24 protein-coding genes and 1 pseudogene are annotated in these 24,358 nt (G+C 69.0%); 15 read left to right on the plus strand and 10 right to left on the minus strand.

From position 1 onward, the window contains the following. Nucleotides 1-184 precede the first annotated feature (184 nt). Both BHQ18_RS10895 and BHQ18_RS10900 read left to right on the plus strand, forming a co-directional pair. Complete coding sequence (locus BHQ18_RS10895) at nt 185-814, plus strand: fatty-acid--CoA ligase (protein WP_069413591.1); 630 nt, start codon at nt 185-187, stop codon at nt 812-814. 5 nt (nt 815-819) lie between these two features. Continuing rightward, complete coding sequence (locus tag BHQ18_RS10900) at nt 820-1,017, plus strand: (2Fe-2S)-binding protein (protein ID WP_069413592.1); 198 nt, start codon at nt 820-822, stop codon at nt 1,015-1,017. Nucleotides 1,018-1,026: 9 nt separating this feature from the next. Here BHQ18_RS10900 and BHQ18_RS10905 read toward each other — a convergent pair whose 3' ends face one another. From BHQ18_RS10905 to BHQ18_RS10930, 6 genes are read right to left on the minus strand one after another with little or no spacing between them, the layout of a single operon-like run. After that, a complete protein-coding gene (locus BHQ18_RS10905; protein WP_069413593.1) occupies nt 1,027-1,788 on the minus strand; it encodes an enoyl-CoA hydratase/isomerase family protein in 762 nt (253 codons plus the stop codon). Between the two features lie 16 nt (nt 1,789-1,804). Beyond that, nucleotides 1,805-2,248, minus strand: a complete 444-nt coding sequence (locus BHQ18_RS10910) for a TIGR03618 family F420-dependent PPOX class oxidoreductase (protein ID WP_069413594.1) — start codon at nt 2,246-2,248, stop codon at nt 1,805-1,807. Then, nucleotides 2,248-2,979 (minus strand): EthD domain-containing protein, encoded by a 732-nt coding sequence (locus BHQ18_RS10915; RefSeq protein ID WP_069413595.1) that lies wholly within the window; start codon nt 2,977-2,979, stop codon nt 2,248-2,250. Before BHQ18_RS10915 ends, BHQ18_RS10910 begins: the two co-directional genes overlap by 1 nt. Nucleotides 2,980-3,005: 26 nt before the next feature. Next, the gene (locus BHQ18_RS10920; RefSeq protein ID WP_069413596.1) at nt 3,006-3,374 is read right to left on the minus strand and encodes a thiocyanate hydrolase; all 369 of its coding nucleotides are present in this window, start codon (nt 3,372-3,374) and stop codon (nt 3,006-3,008) included. After that, nucleotides 3,371-4,087, minus strand: a complete 717-nt coding sequence (gene scnC, locus BHQ18_RS10925) for a thiocyanate hydrolase subunit gamma (protein ID WP_069413597.1) — start codon at nt 4,085-4,087, stop codon at nt 3,371-3,373. The genes BHQ18_RS10920 and scnC overlap by 4 nt, the downstream gene beginning before the upstream one ends. Then, nucleotides 4,087-4,920, minus strand: coding sequence for an SH3-like domain-containing protein (locus BHQ18_RS10930; RefSeq protein WP_069413598.1), 834 nt, complete (start codon nt 4,918-4,920; stop codon nt 4,087-4,089). The genes scnC and BHQ18_RS10930 overlap by 1 nt, the downstream gene beginning before the upstream one ends. Nucleotides 4,921-5,237: 317 nt before the next feature. On the opposite strand from BHQ18_RS10930, the gene BHQ18_RS10935 reads away from it, so the two are divergent. Continuing rightward, nucleotides 5,238-7,226 (plus strand): FUSC family protein, encoded by a 1,989-nt coding sequence (locus BHQ18_RS10935; protein ID WP_234794147.1) that lies wholly within the window; start codon nt 5,238-5,240, stop codon nt 7,224-7,226. Here BHQ18_RS10935 and BHQ18_RS10940 read toward each other — a convergent pair. Both BHQ18_RS10940 and BHQ18_RS10945 read right to left on the minus strand, forming a co-directional pair. Then, the gene (locus tag BHQ18_RS10940) at nt 7,201-7,824 is read right to left on the minus strand and encodes a PaaI family thioesterase (RefSeq protein WP_069413599.1); all 624 of its coding nucleotides are present in this window, start codon (nt 7,822-7,824) and stop codon (nt 7,201-7,203) included. The genes BHQ18_RS10935 and BHQ18_RS10940 overlap by 26 nt on opposite strands. A 41-nt stretch (nt 7,825-7,865) precedes the next feature. Next, the gene (locus BHQ18_RS10945; protein ID WP_069413600.1) at nt 7,866-8,429 is read right to left on the minus strand and encodes a TetR/AcrR family transcriptional regulator; all 564 of its coding nucleotides are present in this window, start codon (nt 8,427-8,429) and stop codon (nt 7,866-7,868) included. Nucleotides 8,430-8,513: 84 nt separating this feature from the next. On the opposite strand from BHQ18_RS10945, the gene BHQ18_RS10950 reads away from it, so the two are divergent. From BHQ18_RS10950 to BHQ18_RS10965, 4 genes are all read left to right on the plus strand, one after another. Further along, nucleotides 8,514-9,995 carry an FAD-dependent oxidoreductase gene (locus BHQ18_RS10950; protein ID WP_069413601.1) on the plus strand — a complete coding sequence of 494 codons (1,482 nt, stop codon included), beginning with the start codon at nt 8,514-8,516 and terminating at the stop codon, nt 9,993-9,995. A gap of 102 nt (nt 9,996-10,097) precedes the next feature. Next, nucleotides 10,098-11,780: a tetratricopeptide repeat protein gene (locus BHQ18_RS10955; protein WP_069413602.1), complete on the plus strand. Its 1,683-nt coding sequence runs from the start codon at nt 10,098-10,100 to the stop codon at nt 11,778-11,780. A gap of 17 nt (nt 11,781-11,797) precedes the next feature. After that, nucleotides 11,798-12,277 (plus strand): nucleoside deaminase, encoded by a 480-nt coding sequence (locus BHQ18_RS10960; protein WP_069413603.1) that lies wholly within the window; start codon nt 11,798-11,800, stop codon nt 12,275-12,277. Then, a complete protein-coding gene (locus BHQ18_RS10965; RefSeq protein ID WP_069413604.1) occupies nt 12,274-13,557 on the plus strand; it encodes an alpha-amylase family glycosyl hydrolase in 1,284 nt (427 codons plus the stop codon). Before BHQ18_RS10960 ends, BHQ18_RS10965 begins: the two co-directional genes overlap by 4 nt. Here the strand turns inward: BHQ18_RS10965 and BHQ18_RS10970 are convergent. Beyond that, the gene (locus tag BHQ18_RS10970) at nt 13,541-13,999 is read right to left on the minus strand and encodes a DUF1810 domain-containing protein (RefSeq protein WP_234794148.1); all 459 of its coding nucleotides are present in this window, start codon (nt 13,997-13,999) and stop codon (nt 13,541-13,543) included. The two genes, BHQ18_RS10965 and BHQ18_RS10970, sit on opposite strands and share 17 nt — an antisense overlap. Nucleotides 14,000-14,043: 44 nt before the next feature. Between BHQ18_RS10970 and BHQ18_RS10975 the strand changes: the two genes are divergently transcribed. The 8 genes from BHQ18_RS10975 (at nt 14,044) to BHQ18_RS11010 (ending at nt 23,872) form a co-directional block, all read left to right on the plus strand. After that, nucleotides 14,044-16,212 carry an adenylate/guanylate cyclase domain-containing protein gene (locus BHQ18_RS10975; protein WP_069413606.1) on the plus strand — a complete coding sequence of 723 codons (2,169 nt, stop codon included), beginning with the start codon at nt 14,044-14,046 and terminating at the stop codon, nt 16,210-16,212. Then, nucleotides 16,209-17,609, plus strand: a complete 1,401-nt coding sequence (locus tag BHQ18_RS10980; protein ID WP_069413607.1) for a mechanosensitive ion channel domain-containing protein — start codon at nt 16,209-16,211, stop codon at nt 17,607-17,609. The genes BHQ18_RS10975 and BHQ18_RS10980 overlap by 4 nt, the downstream gene beginning before the upstream one ends. Before the next feature lie 287 nt (nt 17,610-17,896). Next, nucleotides 17,897-18,901 carry an esterase family protein gene (locus tag BHQ18_RS10985; protein ID WP_069413608.1) on the plus strand — a complete coding sequence of 335 codons (1,005 nt, stop codon included), beginning with the start codon at nt 17,897-17,899 and terminating at the stop codon, nt 18,899-18,901. Nucleotides 18,902-19,085: 184 nt separating this feature from the next. After that, entirely contained in the window at nt 19,086-21,407 is a 2,322-nt protein-coding gene (gene lon, locus BHQ18_RS10990; protein WP_069413609.1) for an endopeptidase La, read from the plus strand. Nucleotides 21,408-21,502: 95 nt separating this feature from the next. Beyond that, nucleotides 21,503-21,835, plus strand: a complete 333-nt coding sequence (locus BHQ18_RS10995) for a TfoX/Sxy family protein (protein WP_069413657.1) — start codon at nt 21,503-21,505, stop codon at nt 21,833-21,835. 19 nt (nt 21,836-21,854) lie between these two features. Then, entirely contained in the window at nt 21,855-22,496 is a 642-nt protein-coding gene (locus BHQ18_RS11000; RefSeq protein ID WP_069413610.1) for an HhH-GDP family DNA glycosylase, read from the plus strand. Nucleotides 22,497-22,503: 7 nt separating this feature from the next. Continuing rightward, entirely contained in the window at nt 22,504-23,229 is a 726-nt protein-coding gene (locus tag BHQ18_RS11005; protein WP_069413658.1) for a DUF72 domain-containing protein, read from the plus strand. A gap of 58 nt (nt 23,230-23,287) precedes the next feature. Then, a complete protein-coding gene (locus BHQ18_RS11010; RefSeq protein ID WP_069413611.1) occupies nt 23,288-23,872 on the plus strand; it encodes a hypothetical protein in 585 nt (194 codons plus the stop codon). Nucleotides 23,873-23,878: 6 nt separating this feature from the next. On the opposite strand, the pseudogene BHQ18_RS11015 reads toward BHQ18_RS11010, so the two are convergent. Next, nucleotides 23,879-24,358, minus strand: a pseudogene (locus BHQ18_RS11015) (acetyl-CoA acetyltransferase); the annotation flags it as partial.

A 24,358-nucleotide genomic window follows, 5' to 3' on the forward strand; every position in this document is an offset into this window, starting at 1 on the left:
ATCTAGTGCAGCGGGCACACGATTGGACCCGCGGCGAGCCTGTCTAACGGGCGTTTTCGGGCTGATTTCGGGTCGCGGGAGGACTGCTGAGGCCTGATCAGGACCGTACTCTGGACTGCCTAGGCTAAGTAAGGATAGACTGCGCTAACCTTCCGCCAGGGCACGCGACAGACAGGGATCAGCAATGAGTGAGTACGATTTGCACTCATTGATCCTGGCGTGTGATTTCCGCGTCGACGATGTCGACCGGATGTGGAAATGGCTCAAGAAACACCGCGACGAATTGGAGTCGATCGGCGCCCACCACGTCGTGCTCTACGAGTCGATCTGGGAGTCCAATCGCGTTCTGGTGACCATCGGTATTCGCCACCTCCAGTCCATTCGTGACGTGCTGCGGTCACCGGCGATCTTCGAATGGTTCGACATTGCCGGTGCCGACGACATCCCGCCGATCTTCGGCGGCGAGGTGGTCGAGAAGATCGACCTGTACGCGCCGTCGCCCGCCGACCGGGTGGGCCGCGTGGTGGTCGGCGTCATGTCGTCGGTGGAGGATGTCGCCACGCTGATGACCAAGGTGCACGACGGCCTGGACCGGTTCAAGCAGGGCGGCGTGCGCAAGATCTGGGTCTACCGCGCCCTCGACGACGGGCAGGAAGTGATGATTCTGCAGGAAATCGAGGACGAGGTCGCGGCCCGCAACTGGATCGACCACCCCGACGCGGCCGCCGAGTGGATGTCCAACGCGGGCCTGGGCGCCTACCCCACGCAGTTCGTCGGCCGCTTCGCCCATCTCATGAGCCTCGAGCAGGGGTAGAGCCGATGTTCGTCTGCCTGTGCCACGGAATCACCAGCCACGTCGTCAGCGAGTGCGTGGCCAACGGTGCGCGGACGTCCAAACAGATCGCCGAGGCCTGCGGGGCCGGCGGCGACTGCGGGCGGTGCCGACGCACGTTGCGCGCGATCATCGAGGCCCACTTCGAGGCCGACAACTCCGCGCACACCGCGGCGTCGCGCTGACCGCTTCCGTCAGGACCCGCCGATGAACTCGGCCACCGCGCTGGCATTGGCCGCCGCGCCCAGCAACTTCGCGAAGTGCTCGATCTCGCGGGCGGTGGCCGCGGCGATCCCCTCGCGGGTGGGCGCGGTGATCGTCTGCTTGACCGCGATCAGGCTCGCGATCGGGCGCGAAGCCAGGATCTGCGCGTGCCGGTGCGCCTCGGCCAGCAACTCGTCGGGCTCACAGACCCTCCACACCAGACCCATCCGATGCGCCTCCGCGGCGTCGACCCATTCGGAGGACATCAGCATCCAGGCGGCGTTCTGTCGGCCCATCAGCCGCGGCAGCAGGTACGACGAGGCGGCCTCGGGGGCGACGCCGAGGCTGGTGAACGGCGTCTTGAGCCGCGCGGTGGCCGACATGAACACCAGATCGGCGTAGCCGAGAATCGTTGCGCCGATACCGACTCCGACACCGTTGACCGCGCAGATCAGCGGTTTCGGGAAGTCGGTCAGCGCGTCGATCATCGTGGTGAAGTGGCTGCCCTGCTCGTTGAACGCGGGATCGGTGATCCGCCTTTGCATCTCGTTGAGATCGTTGCCCGCGCTGAACGCGCGGCCCGCGCCGGTGAGCACAACGACCGCGACCTCGGGGTCGGCGGCGGCCGCGTGCAGCGCGTTCGCGGTGGCCTCGTACATCGCCTCGTTGAACGCGTTGAGCACCTCGGGGCGGTGCAGGGTCACGGTGCGGACGCGCTCGGCGTCGGCGATCTGCAGGGTCGAATCGGCCACCGCAGCAGCCTATGCGTTAGCCGTTGCTGTAGACGCGGGTGGGTTCGACAAGGACGACGGTGCGGCGCTGCTCGGCCATCACCCGGTCGTACTCGGCCCAGTTGTCGTGCGTGCCACCGGCGGCGGTGAACACCTCGCGCAGCAGCAGCCGCAGCGCGTCGGCGTCGCCCAGCCACGGCTGCGGATCGTCCGGGCCGGCGAGTTCGGCGCGGCCCTCCACCGTCGCCCACTGCCACCCCTGCCGGAACGTGACCGCCAGCTGCGGTCGGGCCCGCAGATTGGCCAGCTTGACCTTGCCGTAGGTGACGAAGCCGAGCACCGGGGCGCCGGTGGCCGGATGCGCGAGCTTGCCGACGTTGACCAGCGACGCCTGGATCGTCGCGTCAGCCCGCAGCGTCGAAATCACGGCCAGCCCATTATCGCCCGCCGACAGCGCGACCGCGTCATCGAGTGTCGTCATCAAACTCCTTGCGCAGCAGGGTCGGTGAACGGGGTGCGGTACACGTACCGGCTCGTCGGCACGGTGTCGACGTCGCGGTTGGCGCCGAACGCGGCGGTGCTGGCCACCATACGGTCCATCCGGTCGCGCAGGTCGTCGTCGTCGGCGGCGCCGAAGAACGCGTGCAGATCCGACAGGGCGGCCAGCGGAAACTGCTCCTCGACTATCGCGTCGATCCGCGGCGCGTCGGCGGTCAGCGCGTGCACCACCGCGTTCTGGGTGTAGCCGAACGTCGACTGCGTCGCCAACGCCACCGGGGTGTGGTCGACGTGCCAGCGCGCCCGCCACGTCATCTCGTCGAGATCGGCAGGCCTGCGCAGCAGCGCGACGTTGGCGAACCCCTCGCTACGCGCGCCGGGTGCCGTCGCGGGCAGGGCCAACGGGACCGACTCGGTGACCAGGTAGGCGGCCACCCGGTCGGCGTCGCGGCGCAGTCGGGCGAGCGCGGCGCTCACCTGCTCGCCGTAGCACTGCTCGGTCCACAGGCTGACGAACCCGACGACCGGCGGGTCGAGTGTCGTCAGCGTCATCAGCGAGCCGTTCACCGCACTGTCGCGGACGTTGACCGACAGCCCCGGCAGCCCGAGCGCGAGCAGATCGGGTGCGACGTGCTCACGGATGCGTGCGCACCAGGCGTCGTCGCCCACGGCGTCGTCGCGGCCCCGGCGCAACGTGATGATGACCTTCTCCACGACGCGAACCTAGCCCGCGCCGCCGGTCAAGCTTCCAGCCGCTCGCGGACAGCGGCCAGCCGCGTGCTCAATTCGTGCTCGTCGATGATCCCGCGGGCCACCAACGAGTGCGCGAGAGACACCAATTGGCTCTCCGGATAGGGCAGTTCGGCGTAGCGGGTGGCCGACAGCGAGTCTTCCTCGTCGCGACGCTCCTTGAAGTCCGGGACACCGGCGGCGCAGGTCGCGCGGTCGAGCGCGTCGCACATGCCGTCCAGGCTCGTCTTCCACGGCGGCACCGGGTTCTGCACGCCGTACTTTGCGGCCATCCGCGACCACACCTGGTTGCGTTCGACGATCTCTCGCAGCGTTTCGACCGAGGTCTGCTCGACGCCGGGATCCTCTGTGCCGCTCATGCTTCCGAGGCCGGGTGTACGGCAGGGCGGGTGTCGACGATGGCGTTGGTCGTGACACCGGGTTTGGGCAGCGCGACGCCGATCAGGCAGTCGCGGGTGATGATCTCGACCAACTGGTCCTCGCTCCACCCGTCGGTGCCCTCGGGGCGCATCGGCATCACCATGAAGCGGTGCTTCTGGTTGGAATCCTGCACCCGGACGGTGATGTCGTCGGACAGGTAGAGGCCGAACTCGGCGAGCACCTGGCGCGGCCAGCGCACCATCCGCCGGCGGTAGTTCGGTGTGCGGTACCACTCCGGCGAGTTGCCGAGGATGGGTCGTGGGTAGCACGAGCACAGCGCGCACACGATCACGTTGTGCACCGTCGGGGTGTCCTCGAGGATCTCGAACGCGGTGAAGTCGCTCGGCGTGCCGAAACCGGTCGGCTCGAGCCAGTCGACCCCGACTTCCTTGCTGGCGGTCATCGGTTCGGACAGCGCCAGCGCCTTGAAGTCCGGATCCAGCCACGTCCGGGCCACCAGCCGGGCCGCCGGCGTCGGCCCGATCTGCTCGGCGAACTCGGTGAACAGCCGGTGCTCCTCGGCGGTGAAGATGCCCTTCTCGATACACAGTTCGCGCAGCGCGATCTCGAGCACCTCGAAGTCGGTGATCTCGTCGACCATCGGCGCGACGGTGCGGTCGTGGTCATGGGGGTGCTCGTGGTCGTGCGACATCAGGCGGCCTCCAGCCAGTGCTCGGGGATCTCGGTCTGCACGACGTCGGCCGCGGTGCCGGTATAGCCGTCCCACAACTCGGCCATGTTGAACCGGACGACGTAGAACCACTCGGCGGCCGCGGGACGATCCCAGGTCTCGTCCTCCGGCGCGGGACTCTCGTAGGCGACCGACGTGATCTCTCCCCTGGCGCCGCGCACGTATTCCGGTGTGCGGGTGTAGAAGATCACCGGCAGCTCGCGAACCGTCACCGTGTCGCCGACCTTGAACCGCGGTTCGCCGGCCTGCCCGGCGTACACCTGCGGATCACCCTTGCCGACCGCGTGCTTGTGGTGCGCGTTGCGCTTGACCGCCGATCCGTCGCCCTCACTCCTGGGTCTGGCCTCCAATTTCTTTCCGGCCAGTCCGCCGTCGTAGCGGGCCTTCACCTCGGCCATCCGCTCGCTCAGCTCGGTCAGGCCGATGTGGTGCTTTTCGACCAGCACGCGCGCCACGGCCAGCAGCCACCGGCCGTAGTACGGCAGCCCCAGGTACTCGGCGCGGCCCACGTCGACGTTGCCGATGCGGCGACGTTCCTCGGAGAGCCAGATGCCGCGCCACGCGAGCACCTCGCAGATGACGTAGGTCATGTGCTCCCACAGCTCGTACTGCTTGTTCTCGTACTTCATCGGCGCGTCCGGTTCCCCGCCGACGTCGTGAACGGGTTTGAGGTACGCGGTGATCCGGTTGTGGTCGAGCAGGTCGGGTGTCGGGGCGTCCGGCAGCTCGGGATAGGACGACTTCAGCCTGGCCACCAGGTCCAGTTGGGCGGCGCGCTCTGCGGCAGTGCTCATCGGGAGTCCCTTCGTCGCCGCGGTCGATCGTCCGCTGCACCGCCGCCGCCGCGACGGCGATCTGCGCCGTCGGCACCACCGATGCGGAGACCCAACCCCGTCGGCCGACTCTAACGCCGATACCTCGCGCCCGCAGAGGATTCGGGCCAGGTCGCCACCGGTTCCGATGCCCCACCGCGGTCACGTTGTGCCCCAGCGCAATTGACGACACCGTAGGAGCAGTGCCCAGCAAATCCGGGGACGTTGCGAACAGGCGCGTGCGCGGCCCCCAGCGTGGGGCACACCGATTCGGCGCGCGGAGGCGTCAGAATGGTGGCGTGAGCACCCGCAGCCGCATCGCCGACGCGCTGCGGCCCACCATGCCCGACGGTGGCGCGGTGGCGCGGAGCCTGTTCGCGGTGCTGGCCACCACCGTGCTGGTCCTGCTGTGGATCTCCGGGCCTGCCGCGCTGTGGGTGGCCGGCGCGGGCGCTGTCGCCGGTGCGATCGGACTGCAGGACAGCCCGGGCGGACGCATCGCCCGGGTCGGGATCGCTTCCGTGCAGATGGGTGCTGCGGTGTTGCTCGGCACCCTGACCGCGTCGTTCGACATCGTCTTCGTCGTGGCGGTGGCGCTCTGGTGCTTCGTCGCCGGGCTGCAGTGGGCGGTCGGCGGCAACGCGGGCCTGGTCGGTGCGGGCGCGACCGCACTGCTGGTGGTGGCACCGCCGGTGGCGCCGACGGTGGCGTCGGTGCTGCTGCCGACGCTGTTGACGATCGCCGCGGGCGGAGTCCAGGCGGCTCTGATCGCGATCTGGCCGCCGCAGCGGTGGCGTACCCAGCGAGAGGCACTCTCCGACGCGTACCGCGCACTGGCCGACGAGGCCCGTCAGATCGGTGCCGACGCCGGGTCCGCGGCAGCGCACATCCTCGATCCGTCGCTGCGCGACGCGTTCATCGACACCCAGGCGAGTCGCCGGCCCGAGGCCTATCACGGCGGCCACCGTCCGCCCGAACGCATCCTGGCCACGCTGCGGGCGCTGCGCGAATCACCGGGCGTCAAGGACGACGACGTGACGCGGATGTCGGAGGCCGCCGCCGAGGTTCTCGACGCGATCGCCGGCCAGGACCACACCGCGCGCCGGGACACCGAGCACGGCCTGGTCCGGCTCGACGCCACCGTGACGCGGTTGAGCGGTCCCGAAGAGGCGCTTGCGCAGCGGCTTTCGCGTCAACTACGGGAAGTGGCGAAACTGCGCTTCCCCGACCTGAACCGCGCGGACCTGATCAGCCCGGTCCGCAATGCGGCGCAGGTGGTCAGGTCGCACATGACGTTGACGTCACCGGTGCTGCGGCACGCGATCCGGCTGTCGGGTGCGGTCGCGCTGGGTGTCGCCGCCGACCGGTTCGCTCCCGTGGCGCACGGGCACTGGATCGCGCTGACGGTGCTGATGGTCCTGCGGCCCGAGACGGCGCACACCTACACCCGCTGCGTCGGGCGGCTGGCGGGCATCGCCGCGGGGGTGGTGGCGGCCTCGGCGATCGCGGCCGTGGTGCACCCGTCCGGTGCCGTTGCGGCGCTGCTGGCGACCGCCTGCGTCGCGGTGACCTACGCGGTGCACCGAACCGGCTACATCGCGGGCAGCGTCGCGTTGGCCGCGGCCACGGTGTTCCTGCTCGACATCGACGCGGCGACTTCCGGTGCGACGCTCGAGGACCGGTTGTTTTCGATCATCATCGGCGGCGGCCTGGCGGTCGTCGCGCATGTGGCGCTGCCCGATCATGCGCTGACCCGGTTGCATCAACGTGCCGGGGAACTCCTCAAATCCGAGATCGATTACGCCGCAACCGTGATCAAAGCCTATGTGCACGCGCTTGACCGCCAGTCGGATACTGTGACCAGCGCGTGGCAGCGGGCATACCGGGCTCGGGCCGGCTTCGAGGCGGCCTCGGGGGCGGCCAGGGTCAACACCCGGGCGTTGCGCCGCTGGTTGCGTTCCTACCGGACCGCGCTCAACGCGGTCACCGCCTCGTGCGCGGCGCTGGAGGACAGCCTGCCGCCGCACCCGCCCGCCGCGCTGACGCGGGAGTTCATCGCCGCGGTCGACGACTACATCGATGCGTTACGCGGCGCGCCGGCCACACCGGCAGCGCCGTGGACGGTCGATGTGGCCGCGCTGACCGCGGCCGCGCAGCAGGTGCGCGAACGCGCCGCGGGTGTCACCGGAGACGACGGTGCCCTGCGCGTGCTGGTCGCCGAGATCGCCTCGATCACACGCAGCCTCGCCGGCATCGCCTCGATCAGCGAGCCCATTTCGGCTGAATGAACACGCCCTCGGCCTCGACCGTCGGGCCATGGTCGTCGGCGAGATAGCCCGCGGCGTAGGCCTTCACGCCGTCGACCCGGGTGATTGTGGCCTCGGCGTGCAACCGGCCCAGCGGGGTGGGCCGCAGATACCGCAGGCTGATGGTGCCGGTGAAGCGCGGCGATTCGGCGTTGGCCGCGACCTCGCCGAGCAGGTGGTCGAGGACCAGGGCCGCCACGCCGCCGTGCACGTGTCCCGGCGGACCCTCGAAGGCGGCGCCGAGTTCGAAGTCGGTGTAGACGCGACCGTCCGGATCGCGCTTGACGATCACCGGCGGGGCGATCGGGTTGCGGATCCCGATCACCGGGTTGCCCCACGCCATCCGGTCGCCGCCGCTGGTGAGTTGCACGCCGAACGGGCCGTCGGCCTGGCGGGACCGCAGACGCGCGGTGGCAGCGTCGATCTGCGCTCTGGCGTCGGCCACGGTGTCCGCGTCGACCTCGGTACGGATCGTCGCGTCGATCAATTCCCGCACCGAGTCGGCCAGCGGGCCGTAGACCGCGCGCAACCGCTCGACCTCGGCCGACGGGACATCGCCGATCTCGGTGAACTCGACCACGAATGCACTAGAACACGTTGCAGCCGGAATTGTCGAACCGGTCAGCTCGGCGCGGGCCCGACCAGCAGTTGGCGGATCACCGGACGCGCCCACGCGATCAGCTCGTCGTGGCTGAGGTCGGCGACCGCCGGGTTGGCCAGTACGTAGCGGGTGGTGGCCAGACCGATCACGAAGGCCCCCATCAAGCCGGCCCGCTGCGCCGGGTGATCGGGTGTCACCTTGGTCAGCGCGGGGGCGACCTGCGTGGCGAAGACCTGACGCATGGTTTCGGCGGCGGTGCTGCTGGTCATCGCGGCCCGCAACAGCGCGACGAACGTCGTGTCGTGCTCCCAGACCGCGAAGAACCGCGGCAGCAGCGCGTCGGCGACGTCGTCGGGTGACACCTCGGTCAGATCGGGAAGGTCGAGCGTGAACTGCGCGGCCGCGGCGAACAACTCCTGCTTGCTGCCGAAGTAGCGGATCACCAGCGCCGGGTCGATTCCGACGTCCGCGGCGACCGCCCGCAGCGTGGTGCGTTCGAACCCGTCGGCGCCGAACCGCCGGCGCGCGGCGGCCAGGATGTCGGCGCGGGTCGCCCGGGCGTCACGTGCACGTGCAGAGGCCATCGCACGATGATAAGTCATCAAGCGTTGACATGGCCGCAGCGTCGCCCTAGCGTCAAGTCATCACTTGTTGACTTAGGGGGCATCATGACGGAAATACCCGAGGTTCTGGTGGTGGGCGCCGGGCCGACCGGCCTCACCGCGGCCATGGAGTTGTCTCGACTCGGGGTGTCCGTGCGCATCGTCGACCGCGCGGCACAGCCGTCGCAGACCTCCCGCGCCCTGGGCGTCCAGGCCCGCACGCTGGAGCTGCTACGGGTGCGCGGTGTCGGCGAGGACATGCTGCGCCTGGGCAACCGCGCCACCGCCACCGCGCTCTACGCCCGCGGCCGCAGGATCGCCGGCCTCGATTTCGCCCGGATGACAAGCGATCACAACTTCATCCTGTTGCTCGCACAGTCGGAGACCGAACGACTGCTCACCGAGCAACTCGGCAGGCAGGGCGTCAAGGTGGACCGCGGCGTCGAGGTGATCGGTCTCGAACAGCGCCCGGCTGACGTGCAGGTCCGGCTGTGCACCGGCGACGGCGCGCAGGAGACCGTCACCGCGGGCTACGTGATCGCCGCCGACGGTGCCCACAGCCCGATCCGCACCACGCTGGGGCTGCCGTTCGAGGGCAGATCGCTGCCGCACCACTACGTGCTCGGCGATCTGCACCTGGCCGGCGAGGTCCCCGAGGACCAGTTGTCGATCTTCCTGGCGCCCAACGGGTTCCTTGCGGTGTTCCCGATGGGCGAGGGCAGATTCCGGTTCATGGCCACCGACCCCGACGGGCTGACCGGCGAGTCGCCGGAGCCGGATCTGGCGGCGATCCAGGCCCTGTACGACCGCGTCTCGCCCGTGCCCGCCGAACTCCACGACCTGAACTGGAGTTCGCGGTTCCGGATCCACAGCCGGCACATGACTTCCCTACGTCACGGGCGGGTGTTCTTCGGCGGCGACGCGGCACACGTGCACAGCCCGGCCGGCGGCCAGGGTATGAACGCGGGCATTCAGGACATGATCAACCTGGCCTGGAAACTGGCGATGGTGCTCGACGGACGGGCCCGCGAACCGTTGCTCGACACCTACGGGTCCGACCGGTTGCCGGTGATCGCGCAGCTGGTTTCCATGACCGAGCGCGCCACCGCGATCTTCAACTCGACCTCTCCCCTGCTGCACGCAACGGTGACCCGGCTGGCCCCGCTACTGCTGGCCCGCCCGGCGGTGCAGGACAAGGCGGTACCGCGGCTCGGGCAGATCGCGGCGAGTTACCGCGGCGCACCGCTGGCGGCCGGCGGCGGACGCGCCGGCGCATTGCGCGCCGGGGACCGTGTGCCCGACGTCGAGGTCGGCACCGCGGCCGGCGATCGTCACCGGCTCTACGATCTGCTCGACCTGACCCGGCTCACCCTGGTCACCTCGACCGACGATGCGCCCGCGGGGTACGGCGATCTGATTGCGGTGCGCCAGGTTTCGGACGGTGTCGACGGCTGGTGGCTGATCCGCCCGGACGGCTACCTGGCCGCCGCCGGGCCGAAGGGCGACCAGCGGGTGATGACCCGCTGGCTCTCCCGCTGGTTCAGCTGACACGCCGCGGTGTTTCCGCTGGCAGAGCGTGGCACAGATTGATCCCGTCTCGCGCGTTCGGAATGGGCGCGACGACTGTTCGGGTGACTTATCGTGCTCCGCATGACCGTTTCGCCCGCGACCGAGACCTACTACGACCTCGGCTCGTATCACCGGCCGACTGAGACGGCGTCACCGCAGGCGCAGGTCTGGTTCGACCGCGGGCTGGTGTGGTCGTACGCGTTCAACCACGAAGAGGCCATCCGGTGTTTCGACCGGGCGCTCGAACTCGACCCCGATCTGGCGATCGCCCGGTGGGGTGTGGCGTATGCGATCGGGCCGAACTACAACAAGGGCTGGGATGCGTTCGATCCCGTCGACGCGACGGCGTCGCTGGCCCGGGCGCGAATGGAGTTGCAGCTGGCCGCAAGTGGTCGCGCGTCCGCGGTCGAACGCGGATTGATCGACGCACTGTCGGCCCGCTTCCCCACCGAGAACCCCGACGACACCGACGCGTTGAGCGCCGGCGGCGCCGCCTACGCCGATGCGATGTCCGCGCTCGCCCAGGCGTATCCCGACGACATCGACGTGCAGGCGCTGGCCGCCGACGCGCTGGTCAACGTCACCGCATGGGCGTTGTGGGACACCAGAACCGGTGAACCCGCGCCCGGCTCACGGGTGGTGGCCGCCAAGCGGATCCTCGACGACGCACTGGCCACCGACACCGGCCGCAGCCACCCCGGCATCCTGCATCTGTACATCCACACGATGGAGATGTCGGCGACCCCGCACGACGCGCTGCCCGTCGCGGATCTGTTGCGCGACCTGGTCCCCGACGCCGGGCATCTGCAGCACATGCCCAGCCACATCGACGTGTTGTGCGGCAACTACCGCGACTCGGTGGTGTCCAACCAGTCCGCGATCGTCGTCGACCGGCGCTTCGTCGAACACGAAGGGCCGCTGAACTTCTACTCCCTGTACCGGGCGCACAACCTGCACTTCGTCGTCTATTCGGCCATGTTCGAAGGCAATTCACGCGCGGCGTTCGCCGCCGCAGACGAACTGGCCGACCAGCTCAGCCCGGTACTGCTGGCGATCTCCTCGCCGCCGATGGCCGACTGGCTCGAGGCCTTCGTGTCGCTGCGCACCCATGTGCTGATCCGCTTCGGCCATTGGGACGACCTGATCGCCCAGCCCCTACCCGAGGACCGTGACCTGTACTGCAGCACGGTCGCCACCATCCACTACGGCCGCGGCGTCGCGCACGCCGCCAAGGGCAACCTGGAGCAGGCCCGCGCCGAACGCGAGGAGTTCATCGCGGCCCGTGCGCGCATCCCCGAGAGCCGGTACCTGTTCAACAACACCGTCAACGACATCCTGGCCATCGCCGCCGAGATGCTCGACGGTGAAATCGCATACCGAGCAAGCCAGTTCGATGAGGCATTCGCGCACCTGCGGCGCGCCATCGAGCTCGACGACGACCTGCCCTACGACGAACCGTGGGGCTGGATGCAACCCACCCGGCACGCCTACGGGGCGCTGCTGCTCGAACAGGGCCGCGTGGAACAGGCCGCCGCCGTGTACGCCGCCGACCTCGGGCTGGACCCGACACTGCCGCGGGCGTGCCAGCACCCGAACAACGTGTGGAGCCTGCACGGCTACCACGAATGCCTGCAACGGCTGGGCCGCGACGCGGAGGCCGCGATCATCGGTCAACAGCTCACGCTCGCCTCCGCGCGCGCCGATGTCCCCATCCTGGCGTCGTGCGCGTGCCGGTTGGAGGTGCGCGACGACTGCTGCGGCTGATCCGTAGACTTCGGACGATGGCGCTGGACGATGACGACCTCGATCACCTCCGCCGCTGCGTGGAGCTGGCGCGCGAAGCGCTCGACGCCGGCGACGAACCCTTCGGCTCGGTCCTCGTCGCCGCCGACGGACGCACACTGTTCGAGGACCGAAACCGCGTCAAGGACGGCGACCACACCCGCCACCCCGAGCTCGCGATCGCGGAGTGGGCAGTAGCTCATCTGAGCCCCGAAGAGCGTGCCCGCGCCACCGTGTACACCTCTGGCGAACACTGCCCGATGTGCGCAGCCGGACACGCCTGGGTGGGTCTGGGCCGGATCGTCTACGCGGCGTCGTCGGCGCAGCTGACCCGGTGGCTGACCGAATGGGGCGCACCGCCGCCGCCGGTCGCGCCGCTGCCGATCCCGGTGGTCGCCCCGTCCGCAGAGGTGGACGGACCCGCCGACGAACTCACCGGCGCGATGAAAGACCTCTACGCCGCGAAGTTCCGCCCGTGAGCCGCACCGAACCCGGCTGGGTCCAACACGTCGTCTGGTGGCACATCTACCCGCTCGGCTTCGTCGGCGCCCACCCCGCCGATCCCCCGCCCGCCCCGCAGGAACACCGGCTGCGGCGCGTCGTCGACTGGCTCGACCACGCCGTCACGCTGGGCGCCTCGGGTATCGCGCTGGGGCCGATATTCGCCTCGCGCACCCACGGATACGACACCACCGACCACTACGCGATCGATCCGCGCCTCGGCGACGGCGACGACTTCGACGCGTTGGTCGACGAGGCGCACCGTCGCGGACTGCGCGTGCTGCTCGACGGGGTGTTCAACCACGTCGGCACCGACTTCGGCGAGAAAGCCTTCCTGCGCAGGCGAAACGACGGCTTCGACACCTTCGAAGGCCACGGCGAGCTGATCGCGCTCGATCACGACAACCCGGCCGTCGTCGACTACGTCGTCGAGGTGATGACGCACTGGTTGGAGCGCGGCGCCGACGGCTGGCGACTCGACGCCGCCTACGCCGTCGCCGACAGCTTCTGGGCGCAGGTGCTGCCACGGGTACGCGAACGGTTCCCCGACGCCTACTTCCTGGCCGAGATCATCCACGGCGACTACTCGGCGCGGGTCCGGGCCGCCGGGTTCGACTCGGCGACCCAGTACGAACTGTGGAAGGCGGTGTGGAGCGGGCTCAACGACGGCAACTTTCACGAAATCGACTGGGCCCTGTTGCGGCACAACGACTTCCTGGACACCTTCGTGCCGATGACATTCGTCGGCAACCACGACGTCACCCGCATCGCCAGCCGGCTCGACGACGTCCGCCACCTCGAGCACGCGCTGGTGCTGCTGATGACGACCGGCGGCACGCCGAGCGTGTACGCCGGCGACGAATTCGCCTATCGCGGCGTCAAAGAGGAGCGGTTCGGCGGCGACGACGCGGTGCGGCCGGAATTCGGGGCCCCGCCGGTGCCGGTCGACCCGCACGGCGCCGACGTGTTCCGGTTGCACCAGTTCCTGATCGGGCTGCGGCGACGGCACCCGTGGCTGCACACCGCGCGCACCACCGCGCTGCAGCTGACCAACCGCCAGTACGTCTACCGCTCGGCCGACGGTGAGCAGTCCCTGGTCGTCGCCCTCAATCTCGACGACACCGCGCTGCCGGTCGACTTCGCGGAACTCGGATTCGACCGCGGCGAGCTGCTCGGCGGGTCCGGTGCGCCGCCCGCCGAGACCGCGCACTCGGCTGTGGTCGCGCCGCACGGCTGGCTGATCATCGCTCCGCGTTGAGCTTGTCGAGGGTCAGCGGGTCGGGTTCACCGCCGTAGTACTTGGCCAGCACCGCGTCGAACACCGCCCGCAGATCGGGGTCCCGGGCCGCACGGCTGAACAGCGTCATCGATGACCGCACCTTGAGGTCGTCGGGCCGGCCGAATAAGTCCATGGCCGATGCCTGCGTGCTGCGGGCGACCACCTGCGCGCACTCCCGCAACCTCGGGCCGAGCACGTCGTGGTCCAGGTAGGCCCGCGCTTCGGCGAGCGAGGAGATCCCGTACCGCTGCGCCATCGGGCTCGAACCCAACCCGCGGAGCTGCGGGAACACGTACCAGATCCAGTGGCTGCGTTTGCGTCCCGCGCGCAGTTCAGCCAGCACCCTGTCGTACACCGGGTTCTGCTCGACGACGAAACGGTTCAGGTCATAGGGGTCGTCGGAAGCTGACGATTTGTTCACAGCCATCTCCCCTGCCAGTTTGGCAAGCTAGTCTTTGCATTTCAATGACGACACCGACCGAGCCGGCCACGTCTACTCCGCCCGCTCCGAGAACCCGTGGCCTGCCGCGCCGCGTGCTGTCGCGGATCAGCATCCAGTCGAAGTTGCTGGTGATGTTGCTGCTGACCAGCATCCTGTCGGCGGCCGTCGTCGGCGCCGTCGGGTATCAGTCCGGCCGGTCCTCGCTGCGGGCAGCGGTGTTCGACGGGCTGACCGAGATCCGGTCCGCTCAGGCCCGCCAGCTGGAGGCCACGTTCAACGACCTGCAGAATTCGCTGGTCATCTACTCCCGCGGTGCCACCAGCGTCGACGCCCTGCGCGCCTACAGCACCGGCTTCGATCAACTCGACGCGGCCGTGATCGACCCACGGCAATGGCAGACGGTCGTGGATTACTACCGCGACCGATTCCAGCGAGACGAGAAGCAGCAGAACGGTGCCACCCTTGATGTCAGGGCGCTGCTGCCCACGACCAACGCCCAGAAGTATTTACAGGCCAACTACACGGCGCGGTTCGACGACTCGGGCAAGGCGATACGATCCGACGACGCCGGAGACGGAAGCGCGTGGTCGGCGGCCAACGCGCGCTACAACGACTTCTTCCGCGAGATCGTGCAGCGGTTCCAGTTCGAAGACGCACTGCTGCTCGATACCGAGGGCAACGTTGTCTACACCGCCTACAAGAACGTCGACCTCGGCACCAACATCCTGACCGGCCCCTACCGGGAGGGCGACCTCAGCGACGCCTACGAGAAAGCCATGGGCGCCAACGCCGTGGACTACGTCGGAGTCACCGATTTCAGCGACTACCAACCTGCCGACGAGCCTACCGCCTGGATGGTCTCGCCGGTGGCCGCCGACGGCCGGGTGGAAGGCGTTCTGGCGCTGCAGTTCCCGATCTCCAAAATCAACAAGTTGATGACGGTCGACAGGCAGTGGGAGGCGGCCGGGATGGGCCGCACCGGCGAGACGTTCCTGGTCGGGCCCGACGACCTGATGCGTTCGGACTCCCGGCTGTTCCTGGAGGACCCCGAAAAGTACAGGCGCGACGTCGTCGAGGCCGGCACCCCGCCGAGCGTCGCCGACACCGCAATCCGGCAGCGAGGTACGACGCTCGTCCAACCGGTCGCCACCGAGGCGACCGGACTGGCACAGCGCGGTGAGACCGGAACGCTCGTCGACCGCGACTACCTCGGCCAGGAGACACTGCAGGCGTACGCGCCGGTCAACCTGCCGGGACTGAACTGGTCGGTGATCGCCAAGATCGACACCACAGAGGCTTTCGCGCCGGTGTCGGCGTTCACCCGCACCCTGGTGCTGTCGACGACGGTCATCATCTTCGTGGTCTGCATCGCCGCGATGCTGCTGGCCCGGTTGTTCGTCCGACCGATCCGCCGGTTGGAGGCCGGCGCGCAACGGATCAGCGGCGGCGATTACCGGATAAACCTGCCCGTGCAGTCCCGCGACGAGTTCGGTGACCTGACGGTGGCGTTCAACGACATGAGCCGCAACCTGGCCATCAAGGAGGATCTGCTCGCCGAGCAACGCCGCGAGAACGACCGACTGCTGCTGTCGCTGATGCCCGAACCCGTCGTGCAGCGCTACCGCGAGGGCGAGGAGACCATCGCCCAGGACCACCAGGACGTCACGGTCATCTTCGCCGACATCGTCGGGCTCGACGAGCTGGTGGGCCAGCTGAGTTCCGATGAACTTCTGGCGATCGTAAACAAGCTCACCCGCCAGTTTGACGCCGCCGCAGACAATCTCGGCGTCGAGCATGTCCGTACCCTGCACAACGGCTACCTCGCCAGCTGCGGCCTGAGCGTCCCGCGGCTGGACAACGTGCGACGCACGGTCGACTTCGCGATCGAGATGAAGCGGATCGTCGAGCGGTTCAACGCCGAGACCGGCGACAATCTGCAGCTGCGCGCCGGCATCGACTCCGGCACCGTCACCAGCGGTCTCGTCGGGCGGTCCACCCTGGCCTACGACATGTGGGGTGCCGCAGTGAATCTCGCCTACCGGGTGCAGAGCGGTTCGCCGCAGCCCGGGGTGTACGTCACCACGCGGGTGTACGGCGTGACGCGCGACAGCCACAACTTCGAAGCGGCGGGTTCGCTCACCGTCGACGGCGACGAGCAGCCGATCTGGCGGCTCGCAGAAGGCCAACCGTGACGACGATCGTCGACGCGCCCTGGTTCTACTGGGCGGTGGGGGTGGCGGTCGGTCTACCGGTCTGTCTGGTCACCCTCACCGAACTGCACAACGCGCTGCTGCGCCGCGACAGCGTCCTGGCCCGACCCGTCCACCTGGTCCGCAACTACATCCTGCCTCTGGGCGCGCTGCTGATCCTGCTGGTTCAGGGCATGCAGATCTCCGGCGAGACGACGCCGGTGCGCATCGTGGCGACCGTGTTCGGGTTCGTGGTCCTGGTGCTGCTGCTCTCGGGTCTGAACGCCACCCTGTTCCAGGGCGCACCGGAAGGCACCTGGCGCAAGCGGATTCCCTCGATCTTCCTCGATGTGGCCCGCTTCGTGCTGATCGCGCTCGGCGTCGGACTGATCTTCGCCTACATCTGGGGCGCCAACGTCGGCGGGCTGTTCGCCGCGCTCGGGGTCTCCTCGATCGTCCTCGGCCTGGCGCTGCAGAACTCGGTGGGCCAGATCATCTCCGGGCTTCTGGTCCTTTTCGAGCAGCCGTTTCAGCTCGGCGACTGGCTCGAGACGCCTTCGGGCAGCGGTAAGGTCGTCGAGGTCAACTGGCGCGCAACGCATATCGACACCGGCGGCGGCATGCTGATCATGCCGAACTCGGTCTTGGCCGCCGCGTCCTTCACCAACTTCAGCCGGCCTCCGAGCACGCATTCGCTGTCGGTGGACACGGTGTTCGCCGTCGACGACCCGCCCGACGACGTCATCAGGATGCTCAACCGCGTCGCCGCCATGCTGCCGCAGTTGCGTGCGGGATCGGCCCCCGGCAGTGTGCATCTGGGCGCAGTGCGCTACAGCACGTCGATCCCGTTGGCGTCGCCCGCCGACGACTACTCGGCGAAAACGCAGTTCCTGCGCTGGGTCTGGTACGCGTCACGGCGCGCAGGATTGCACCTCGACGAGGCTGAGGACGAGTTCGAAACCTCAGAGCGGCTGCAGACATCGCTGCGGATCATCGCGCCGACCCTGCGGCTGAACAGGGCCGAGCAGGAGGCCCTGCTCCCCTACGCCCGGCTCGCCCGCTACGGCACCGGTGAGTATCTGCAGTACGCCGGAGACGTACCCAGGCGGATGATCTTCATCGTCAACGGCTGTGTGAGCCTGGTGGCCGCTGCGTCGGACGGTGTCCACATCCCCATCCGTACGCTCGAGGCCGGCGACTTCCTCGGCCAGACCGCCCTGACCCGGGAGCCGGTGCCCGCGTCGGCGTTCGCGCTCGACGAAGTGACAGTGCTGCTGATCAAACGCGACCACATTGAGGAGCTGACCGCGCGAAAGCCCGTGCTGCTGCAGGACTTCGGACATGCGATCGAGGAGCGTCGCGCCAGCGTCCAACGTGCCCTCGCCGCCGCCGGGGAGTAGGGCACGAGTTTGCTCCGGTGCTGATCACTACTAAGCGGGAACAAATGGTAACGGGCCAGTGACGACGCAAACGCCGTGGTCAGCAGTCGCAGGAGTCACGCCATTCACACCGGTAACACGCGGTTCCGAGCCCGGGTGAGTCCGCCCTGAGTCGGAATCGTTAGCCAACCGCGATCTCGTAACCGCATGTCGGGCGCGTGTCCGGGCATCAGATCCGTGTTTCATTACGCAGGCATAGCAACGGCAATTGCTTGTGGAAAGCGATGAAAGGTGGGTTGGTTGCCGTTATGAAGTTCTTTGAGAGGTACCGAGGTACCGGCACAAAACTGTTGCGCCGCATGGCGGTCGCCGCACTGACTGCGGCGGCACTGCCCGGCCTGATCGGCTTCGTCGGGGGGTCGGCGACGGCTGGGGCGTTCTCCCGACCGGGACTTCCGGTCGAATATCTGGATGTGTTCTCGCCGTCGATGAACCGCAACATCCGGATCCAGTTCCAGGGCGGCGGACCGCATGCGGTCTACCTGCTCGACGGCCTGCGCGCGCAGGACGACTTCAACGGCTGGGACATCAACACCCCGGCGTTCGAGTGGTACCACCAGTCGGGGTTGTCGGTGGTCATGCCGGTCGGCGGGCAGTCCAGCTTCTACACCGACTGGTACCAGCCGTCGCGGGGCAACGGCCAGGACTACACCTACAAGTGGGAGACGTTCCTGACCCAGGAACTGCCCGCCTGGCTGGAAGCCAATCGCGGTGTGTCGCAGAACGGTAACGCGGTGGTGGGCCTGTCGATGGCCGGCAGCTCCGCGCTGACGTACTCGATCTACTACCCGCAGAAGTTCATCTACGCGGCCTCGCTGTCGGGCTTCTTGAACCCCTCCGAGGGGTGGTGGCCGATGCTGATCGGGTTGGCGATGAACGACGCCGGCGGCTACAACGCCGAGAGCATGTGGGGTCCCTCGAGTGATCCGGCGTGGAAGCGCAACGACCCGATGGTCAACATCAACCAGTTGGTGGCCAACAACACCCGCATCTGGATCTACTGCGGCACCGGCACTCCGTCGGATCTGGACGCCGGGGCAGCCGGCCAGAACCTGATGGCCGCGCAGTTCCTCGAAGGGTTCACGTTGCGGACCAACATCACCTTCCGGGACAACTACGTCGCCGCGGGTGGCACCAACGGTGTGTTCAACTTCCCCGCCCAGGGGACGCACAGCTGGGGCTACTGGGGACAGCAGCTGGAGATGATGAAGCCGGACATCCAGCGGGTGCTCGGAGCGCAAGCCAGCGCCTAGGGTCCAACACGATCCACCCACAACAGGGAGCCTGCCGTAACCCCCGAACGGCAGGCTCCCTGCCATGTCCGGACCGTTTCGCCGAGCGAGAACGTGTGGTTTCGGCGGTGGGGGCGGCCGCCGGCGGGGAACAAATCCGGCCCTCCCAGGGTTGAGCGCATCAGACTCAAACTTTGGAGGATTGATGGCTGAAGCCAAGACAGTTCCGGTCTTGTTCGTGAGCGAACCGATCGTGCTGCCCGGAATGGTGGTGCCGATCGAACTCGACGACGCCGCCCGCGCCGCCGTCGACGCGGCCCGGGCCAGCGAGTCCGGTGAGCTGCTGATCGCTCCCCGACTCGACGACCGGTACCCGTCCTACGGTGTGCTGGCCACCATCGTGCAGATCGGCCGCATGGTCGGCGGGCCGGCCGCGGTGGTGCGCGGCGGCAGCCGGGCGCACATCGGCGCCGGGGCCACCGGACCGGGCGCCGCGCTGTGGGTCGAGGTGACCGAGGTCGAGGAGACCGCGGCCACCGAGGACACCTACCAGCTGGCCGCCGAGTACAAGAAGCTGCTGCTGGCGATGCTGCAGCGGCGCGAAGCCTGGCAGATCATCGATTTCGTCAACCAGCTGTCGGACCCGTCGGCGCTGGCCGACACCGCCGGTTACGCGTCGTACCTGACCCAGGTGCAGAAGCGGCAACTGCTCGAGACACCTGAGGTCGCCGAACGGCTGCGCGCGCTGATCGAGTGGACCGGCGACCAGCTGGCCGAGGTCGAGGTCAGTGAGAAGATCGCCGAGGACGTCCGCGAGGGCCTGGAGAAGACGCAGAAGGAGTTCCTGCTGCGCCAACAGCTCAACGCGATCCGCAAGGAACTCGGCGACGACGACGGCACCGGCTCGTCTGACGACTACCGCAGCCGCGTCGAGGCCGCCGACCTGCCGGAGAAGGTGCGCGAGGCGGCGCTGCGCGAGGTCGGCAAGCTCGAACGCGCCGGGGACCAGAGCCCGGAGAGCGGCTGGATCCGCACCTGGCTCGACACCGTCCTCGACCTGCCGTGGAACGTGCACACCGACGACTCCACCGACCTGGCGGCGGCGCGCGGGATCCTCGACGCCGACCACCACGGGCTGGACGACGTCAAGGACCGCATCGTCGAATACCTGGCCGTGCGGGCGCGTCGCGCCCAGCGCGGTCTGCAGGTCGTCGGCGGCCGCGGTTCGGGCGCGGTGATGGTGCTGGCCGGTCCGCCCGGCGTCGGCAAGACGTCGCTGGGTGAGTCCGTGGCCCGCGCGTTGGGCCGCAAGTTCGTTCGCGTCGCGCTTGGCGGTGTGCGCGACGAGGCCGAGATCCGCGGGCACCGTCGCACCTACGTCGGCGCACTGCCGGGCCGCATCGTGCGGGCCATCGGTGAGGCGGGCTCGATGAACCCGGTCGTGCTGCTCGACGAGATCGACAAGGTCGGCTCCGACTTCCGCGGGGACCCGGCGGCGGCGCTGCTGGAGGTCCTGGACCCGGCGCAGAACCACACGTTCCGCGACCACTACCTCGACCTCGACCTGGACCTGTCCGATGTGGTGTTCCTGGCGACGGCCAACGTCATCGAGAACATCCCGTCGGCGCTGCTGGACCGCATGGAGCTGGTGCAGATCGACGGCTACACGGAAGACGACAAGGTCGCGATCGCCCGTGACTTCCTGCTGCCGCGGCAGCGTGAGCGGGCGGCGTTGACCGACGACGAGGTGACGGTGACCGAGGCGGCGCTGCGCAAGGTCGCCGCGGACTACACCCGCGAACCGGGCGTGCGCCAGTTCGAGCGGCTGCTCGCCAAGGCGATGCGCAAGGTCACCACCAAGCTGGCCGCCGAACCGGGGCCGATAACCATCGACGAGCCCGATCTCGTTGGGTACCTGGGCCGCCCGCGGTTCCTGCCCGAGTCGGCCGAACGCACGGCGGTGCCGGGCGTGGCGACCGGACTGGCGGTCACCGGCCTCGGCGGTGACGTGCTCTACATCGAGGCCGGTGCCACCGACGGCGAACCGAGCCTGCAGCTGACCGGTCAACTCGGCGAGGTCATGAAGGAGTCCGCGCAGATCGCGCTGTCCTACGTGCGCTCGCACGCCGAACAACTCGGCGTCGACCCGGCGGTGCTGGACCGGCGCATCCACGTTCACGTTCCGGCCGGCGCGGTGCCCAAGGACGGGCCGTCGGCGGGTGTGACGATGGTGACCGCGCTGGTGTCGATGGCCACCGGCCGGCAGGTCCGCTCGGACGTCGGGATGACCGGTGAGGTCACGCTCAACGGCCGGGTGCTTCCGATCGGCGGTGTGAAGCAGAAACTGCTCGCCGCGCAACGGGCCGGTCTGTCAACGGTTTTCATCCCGCAGCGCAACGAGGCCGACCTGGATGACGTACCGGCCGACGTGCTCGAGGCGCTGGAGGTCAAGCCGATGACCGATGTCGCCGACATCGTCGCGCAGGCGCTGGCGCCGGTCGAGGAGACGGCCACCGCCGCGGCCTGACCGCGATGGCACTCAGGGTCGTGATCGCTGCGGCGGTCACGACCCTGAGTGCATTCTCGAGCGCGACGCGCCCACAGGGCCGGTACCGTCACCGCATGGCCTACGACGAGGACCTGGCCCACCGCATCCGCGAACTGCTGGGCGGGCAGCGCGGCGTCGACGAGAAGCGGATGTTCGGCGGACTGGCCTTTCTCGTCGACGGTCACATGGCGGTGGCGGTCAGCGGTCGCGGCGGCCTCATGGTCCGGGTGCCGCCCGCCGACGTCGCGAAGCTGCTGACCCGGCCGCACGCCGAGCCGATGACGATGGCGGGGCGCGAGATGCGGGGCTGGCTGCTGGTCGCCGCCGACGGACTGCGCACCCGGCGCCAACTGCAACCGTGGGTGACGCGCGGAGTCGACTTCGCCCGGAGTTTGCCGCCGAAATAGCCCGGGTACGTCAGCTCCGATGGATGCTGCAGCGCAGAAGAAGACGGTCGAGCGCCTGCTCGAGCGGGCCGGCACCACCTACGCCCAGCAAGCCGGGATCCGGTTGGCGGACAAACCGATGCCGCTTTTTCAACTGCTGACGCTGTGCATGCTGGCCAGCAAGCCGATCGACGCCGAGATCGCGGTGGCGGCCGCCAGGGAACTGTTCGACGCCGGGATACGCACCCCGAAGGCCGTCACCGAGGCCGAGCGCGCCGCCGTGATCCGCGCCTTCGGCCGCGCGCACTACGTCCGCTACGACGAGAGTTCGGCCACCCGGCTCGGCGACATCGCGGCCACCGCCATCGAGGAGTACGGCGGGGATCTGCGCCGGCTCGACGGGGTCGAGCACCGTGACGTGGCCACGCTGACCGCCTCGCTCAAACAGTTCAAGGGTATCGGCGACACCGGCGCCGATATCTTCCTGCGCGAGGTGCAGGACACCTGGACGTGGGTACGCCCGTACTTCGACGACCGCACGATGTCGGCGGCCCGTGAACTCGGATTGCCCAGCGCCGCTGAGGAACTCGCGGCACTGGCACCGCGTCGCAACGCCGACCTGGCTGGCGCGCTGGTGCGCGTGTCGCTCGACGGTGACCTGCGGGACGCGCTACGGGAATGAGGCCGCGGTGATCCGCATCGGTACCTCGGGGTGGTCCTACGACCACTGGAAAGACGTGCTCTATCCGGCGGGCACCCCGGTGGCCAAACGGCTGGAGCGCTACGTCGCCGAGTTCGACACCGTCGAGCTCAACGCGAGCTACTACCGCTGGCCCAAGGACGAGGCGTTCGCCGGGTGGCGCCGGCGGCTGCCGGACGGGTTCACCATGTCGGTGAAGGCGCAGCGCGGGCTCACCCACTACCGGCGGCTGCGCGACCCGGAACCGTGGATCGAACGGTTCGACCGGTGCTGGACGCTGCTCGGTGACCGCAGCGAAGCCCTGCTGGTGCAGCTGCACCCGGAGTTGGAGCGCGACGACGCGCGGCTGGAGCACTTCCTGGCGCTGATGCCCGACCGCATTCCCGTCGCGATGGAGCTGCGCCACCCGTCCTGGGACGACCCGGCCGTGTACGAGCTGCTCGAACGGCACGGCGCCGCCTACGTCGTGATGAGCGGCGCCCACCTCAAGTGCGTACCCCGGGCCACCAGCAGGCTGGTCTACATCCGGATGCACGGACCCGACCGGGACTCGATGTACGCCGGGTCCTACCCCGACGACGCACTGCGCTGCTGGGCCGAGCGCATCCGCGGCTGGGACGACGAGGGCCGGCGCGTCCTGGTCTACTTCAACAACGACCTCGGCGGACACGCGGTGCGCAACGCCTGCACGCTGCGGCAGATGCTGGCCGACTGATCCGCAGCCCACCCCCGTGTGCGCCCGCCGATCCCGGTGCGGCACGCTGAGAGCCGAAATGCGTGCGATAAGTCTGATCTCGGCCGTCGCGATCCTGGCGGCGGGCTGCTCGGGTGAGCGGATCGTCACCACCGACGAACCGCGGGTCACGATTCCGACGAGCACCACGCCGCCACCCGCGCTGCCGCCGCCGACCCCCGCGCATCTGGTCAGCGCGTTCGACTACGTCGCACACCCGCAGGGTTCGGCGGTCTACTACTTCAGCTCCCCCAGCGGCCGCTGGACGTGCGCGATCCTGCCGCGCGACCGCGCCGGTTGCCAGTCATCCGGCGGGCAGTCCATCGGGGTCACCGGTGCACCGGATTCGGTGCCCGACAGCGACGGCGAGCAGGTCGCGCCCAACGCGATCGTCGTCGACCGCGACGGCGACGCCCGCTTCGTCGCCGCAGAACCGGACGAGTTCGTGCTCGCGGACGCCAAAGAGTTGCCGTTCAACCGGATTCTCGCGGTGGCCGGGTTCCGCTGCAATGTGCAGGAAGAGTCCGGGATCTCGTGCGCGAGCGAGCGCACCGGCAAGGGCTTCAGTTTCGCGGCGGACGCGTTCGTGCCGCGCTACACCGAGGTGCCGCCGAACGCGCCGTGACCGGGCTCAGAGCAGCGCCGCGGTCCCGTCGGCGTCGACCCGGACCTTGGTGCCCGCGATGTCCTCGCTGACCGTCGCCGCAGCCTCCGACGCGTCGGTGATCACCGCCAGCACGCGCGCGTCCGAGGGGGTGCGCACCGCCAGGAACGCCTTCTCCGGCGCTCCCTCCCGGTTGTACGGCGTCGTCCACGTCTCCACCGTCCCGGTGCCGGACCACTCGACCTCGGCCGACCGGGTCGGTTCCCGATCCACGACCGGTTGCACGTCCTCCCAACGGAATCCGCGTGACGGCGGTTCGGCGCTGTAGACACCGAAACTGTGCTTGGTCAGGTATCCGCCGTTGGCGGTGACCAGTCCCCGGGTGCCGGGCTCGGCGGCCAGCCGCTCGGCCATGGCGGCGATCGAGTGGGTGACGTAGTTGTTCCACGGCCCGCCGGCGAAGGTGAGGCCACCGGTGACGGTCAGCGGGCGCGCGGGGTCGCCGAT

The organism is Mycolicibacterium flavescens (assembly GCF_001722335.1).
Lineage (GTDB): Bacteria > Actinomycetota > Actinomycetes > Mycobacteriales > Mycobacteriaceae > Mycobacterium > Mycobacterium flavescens.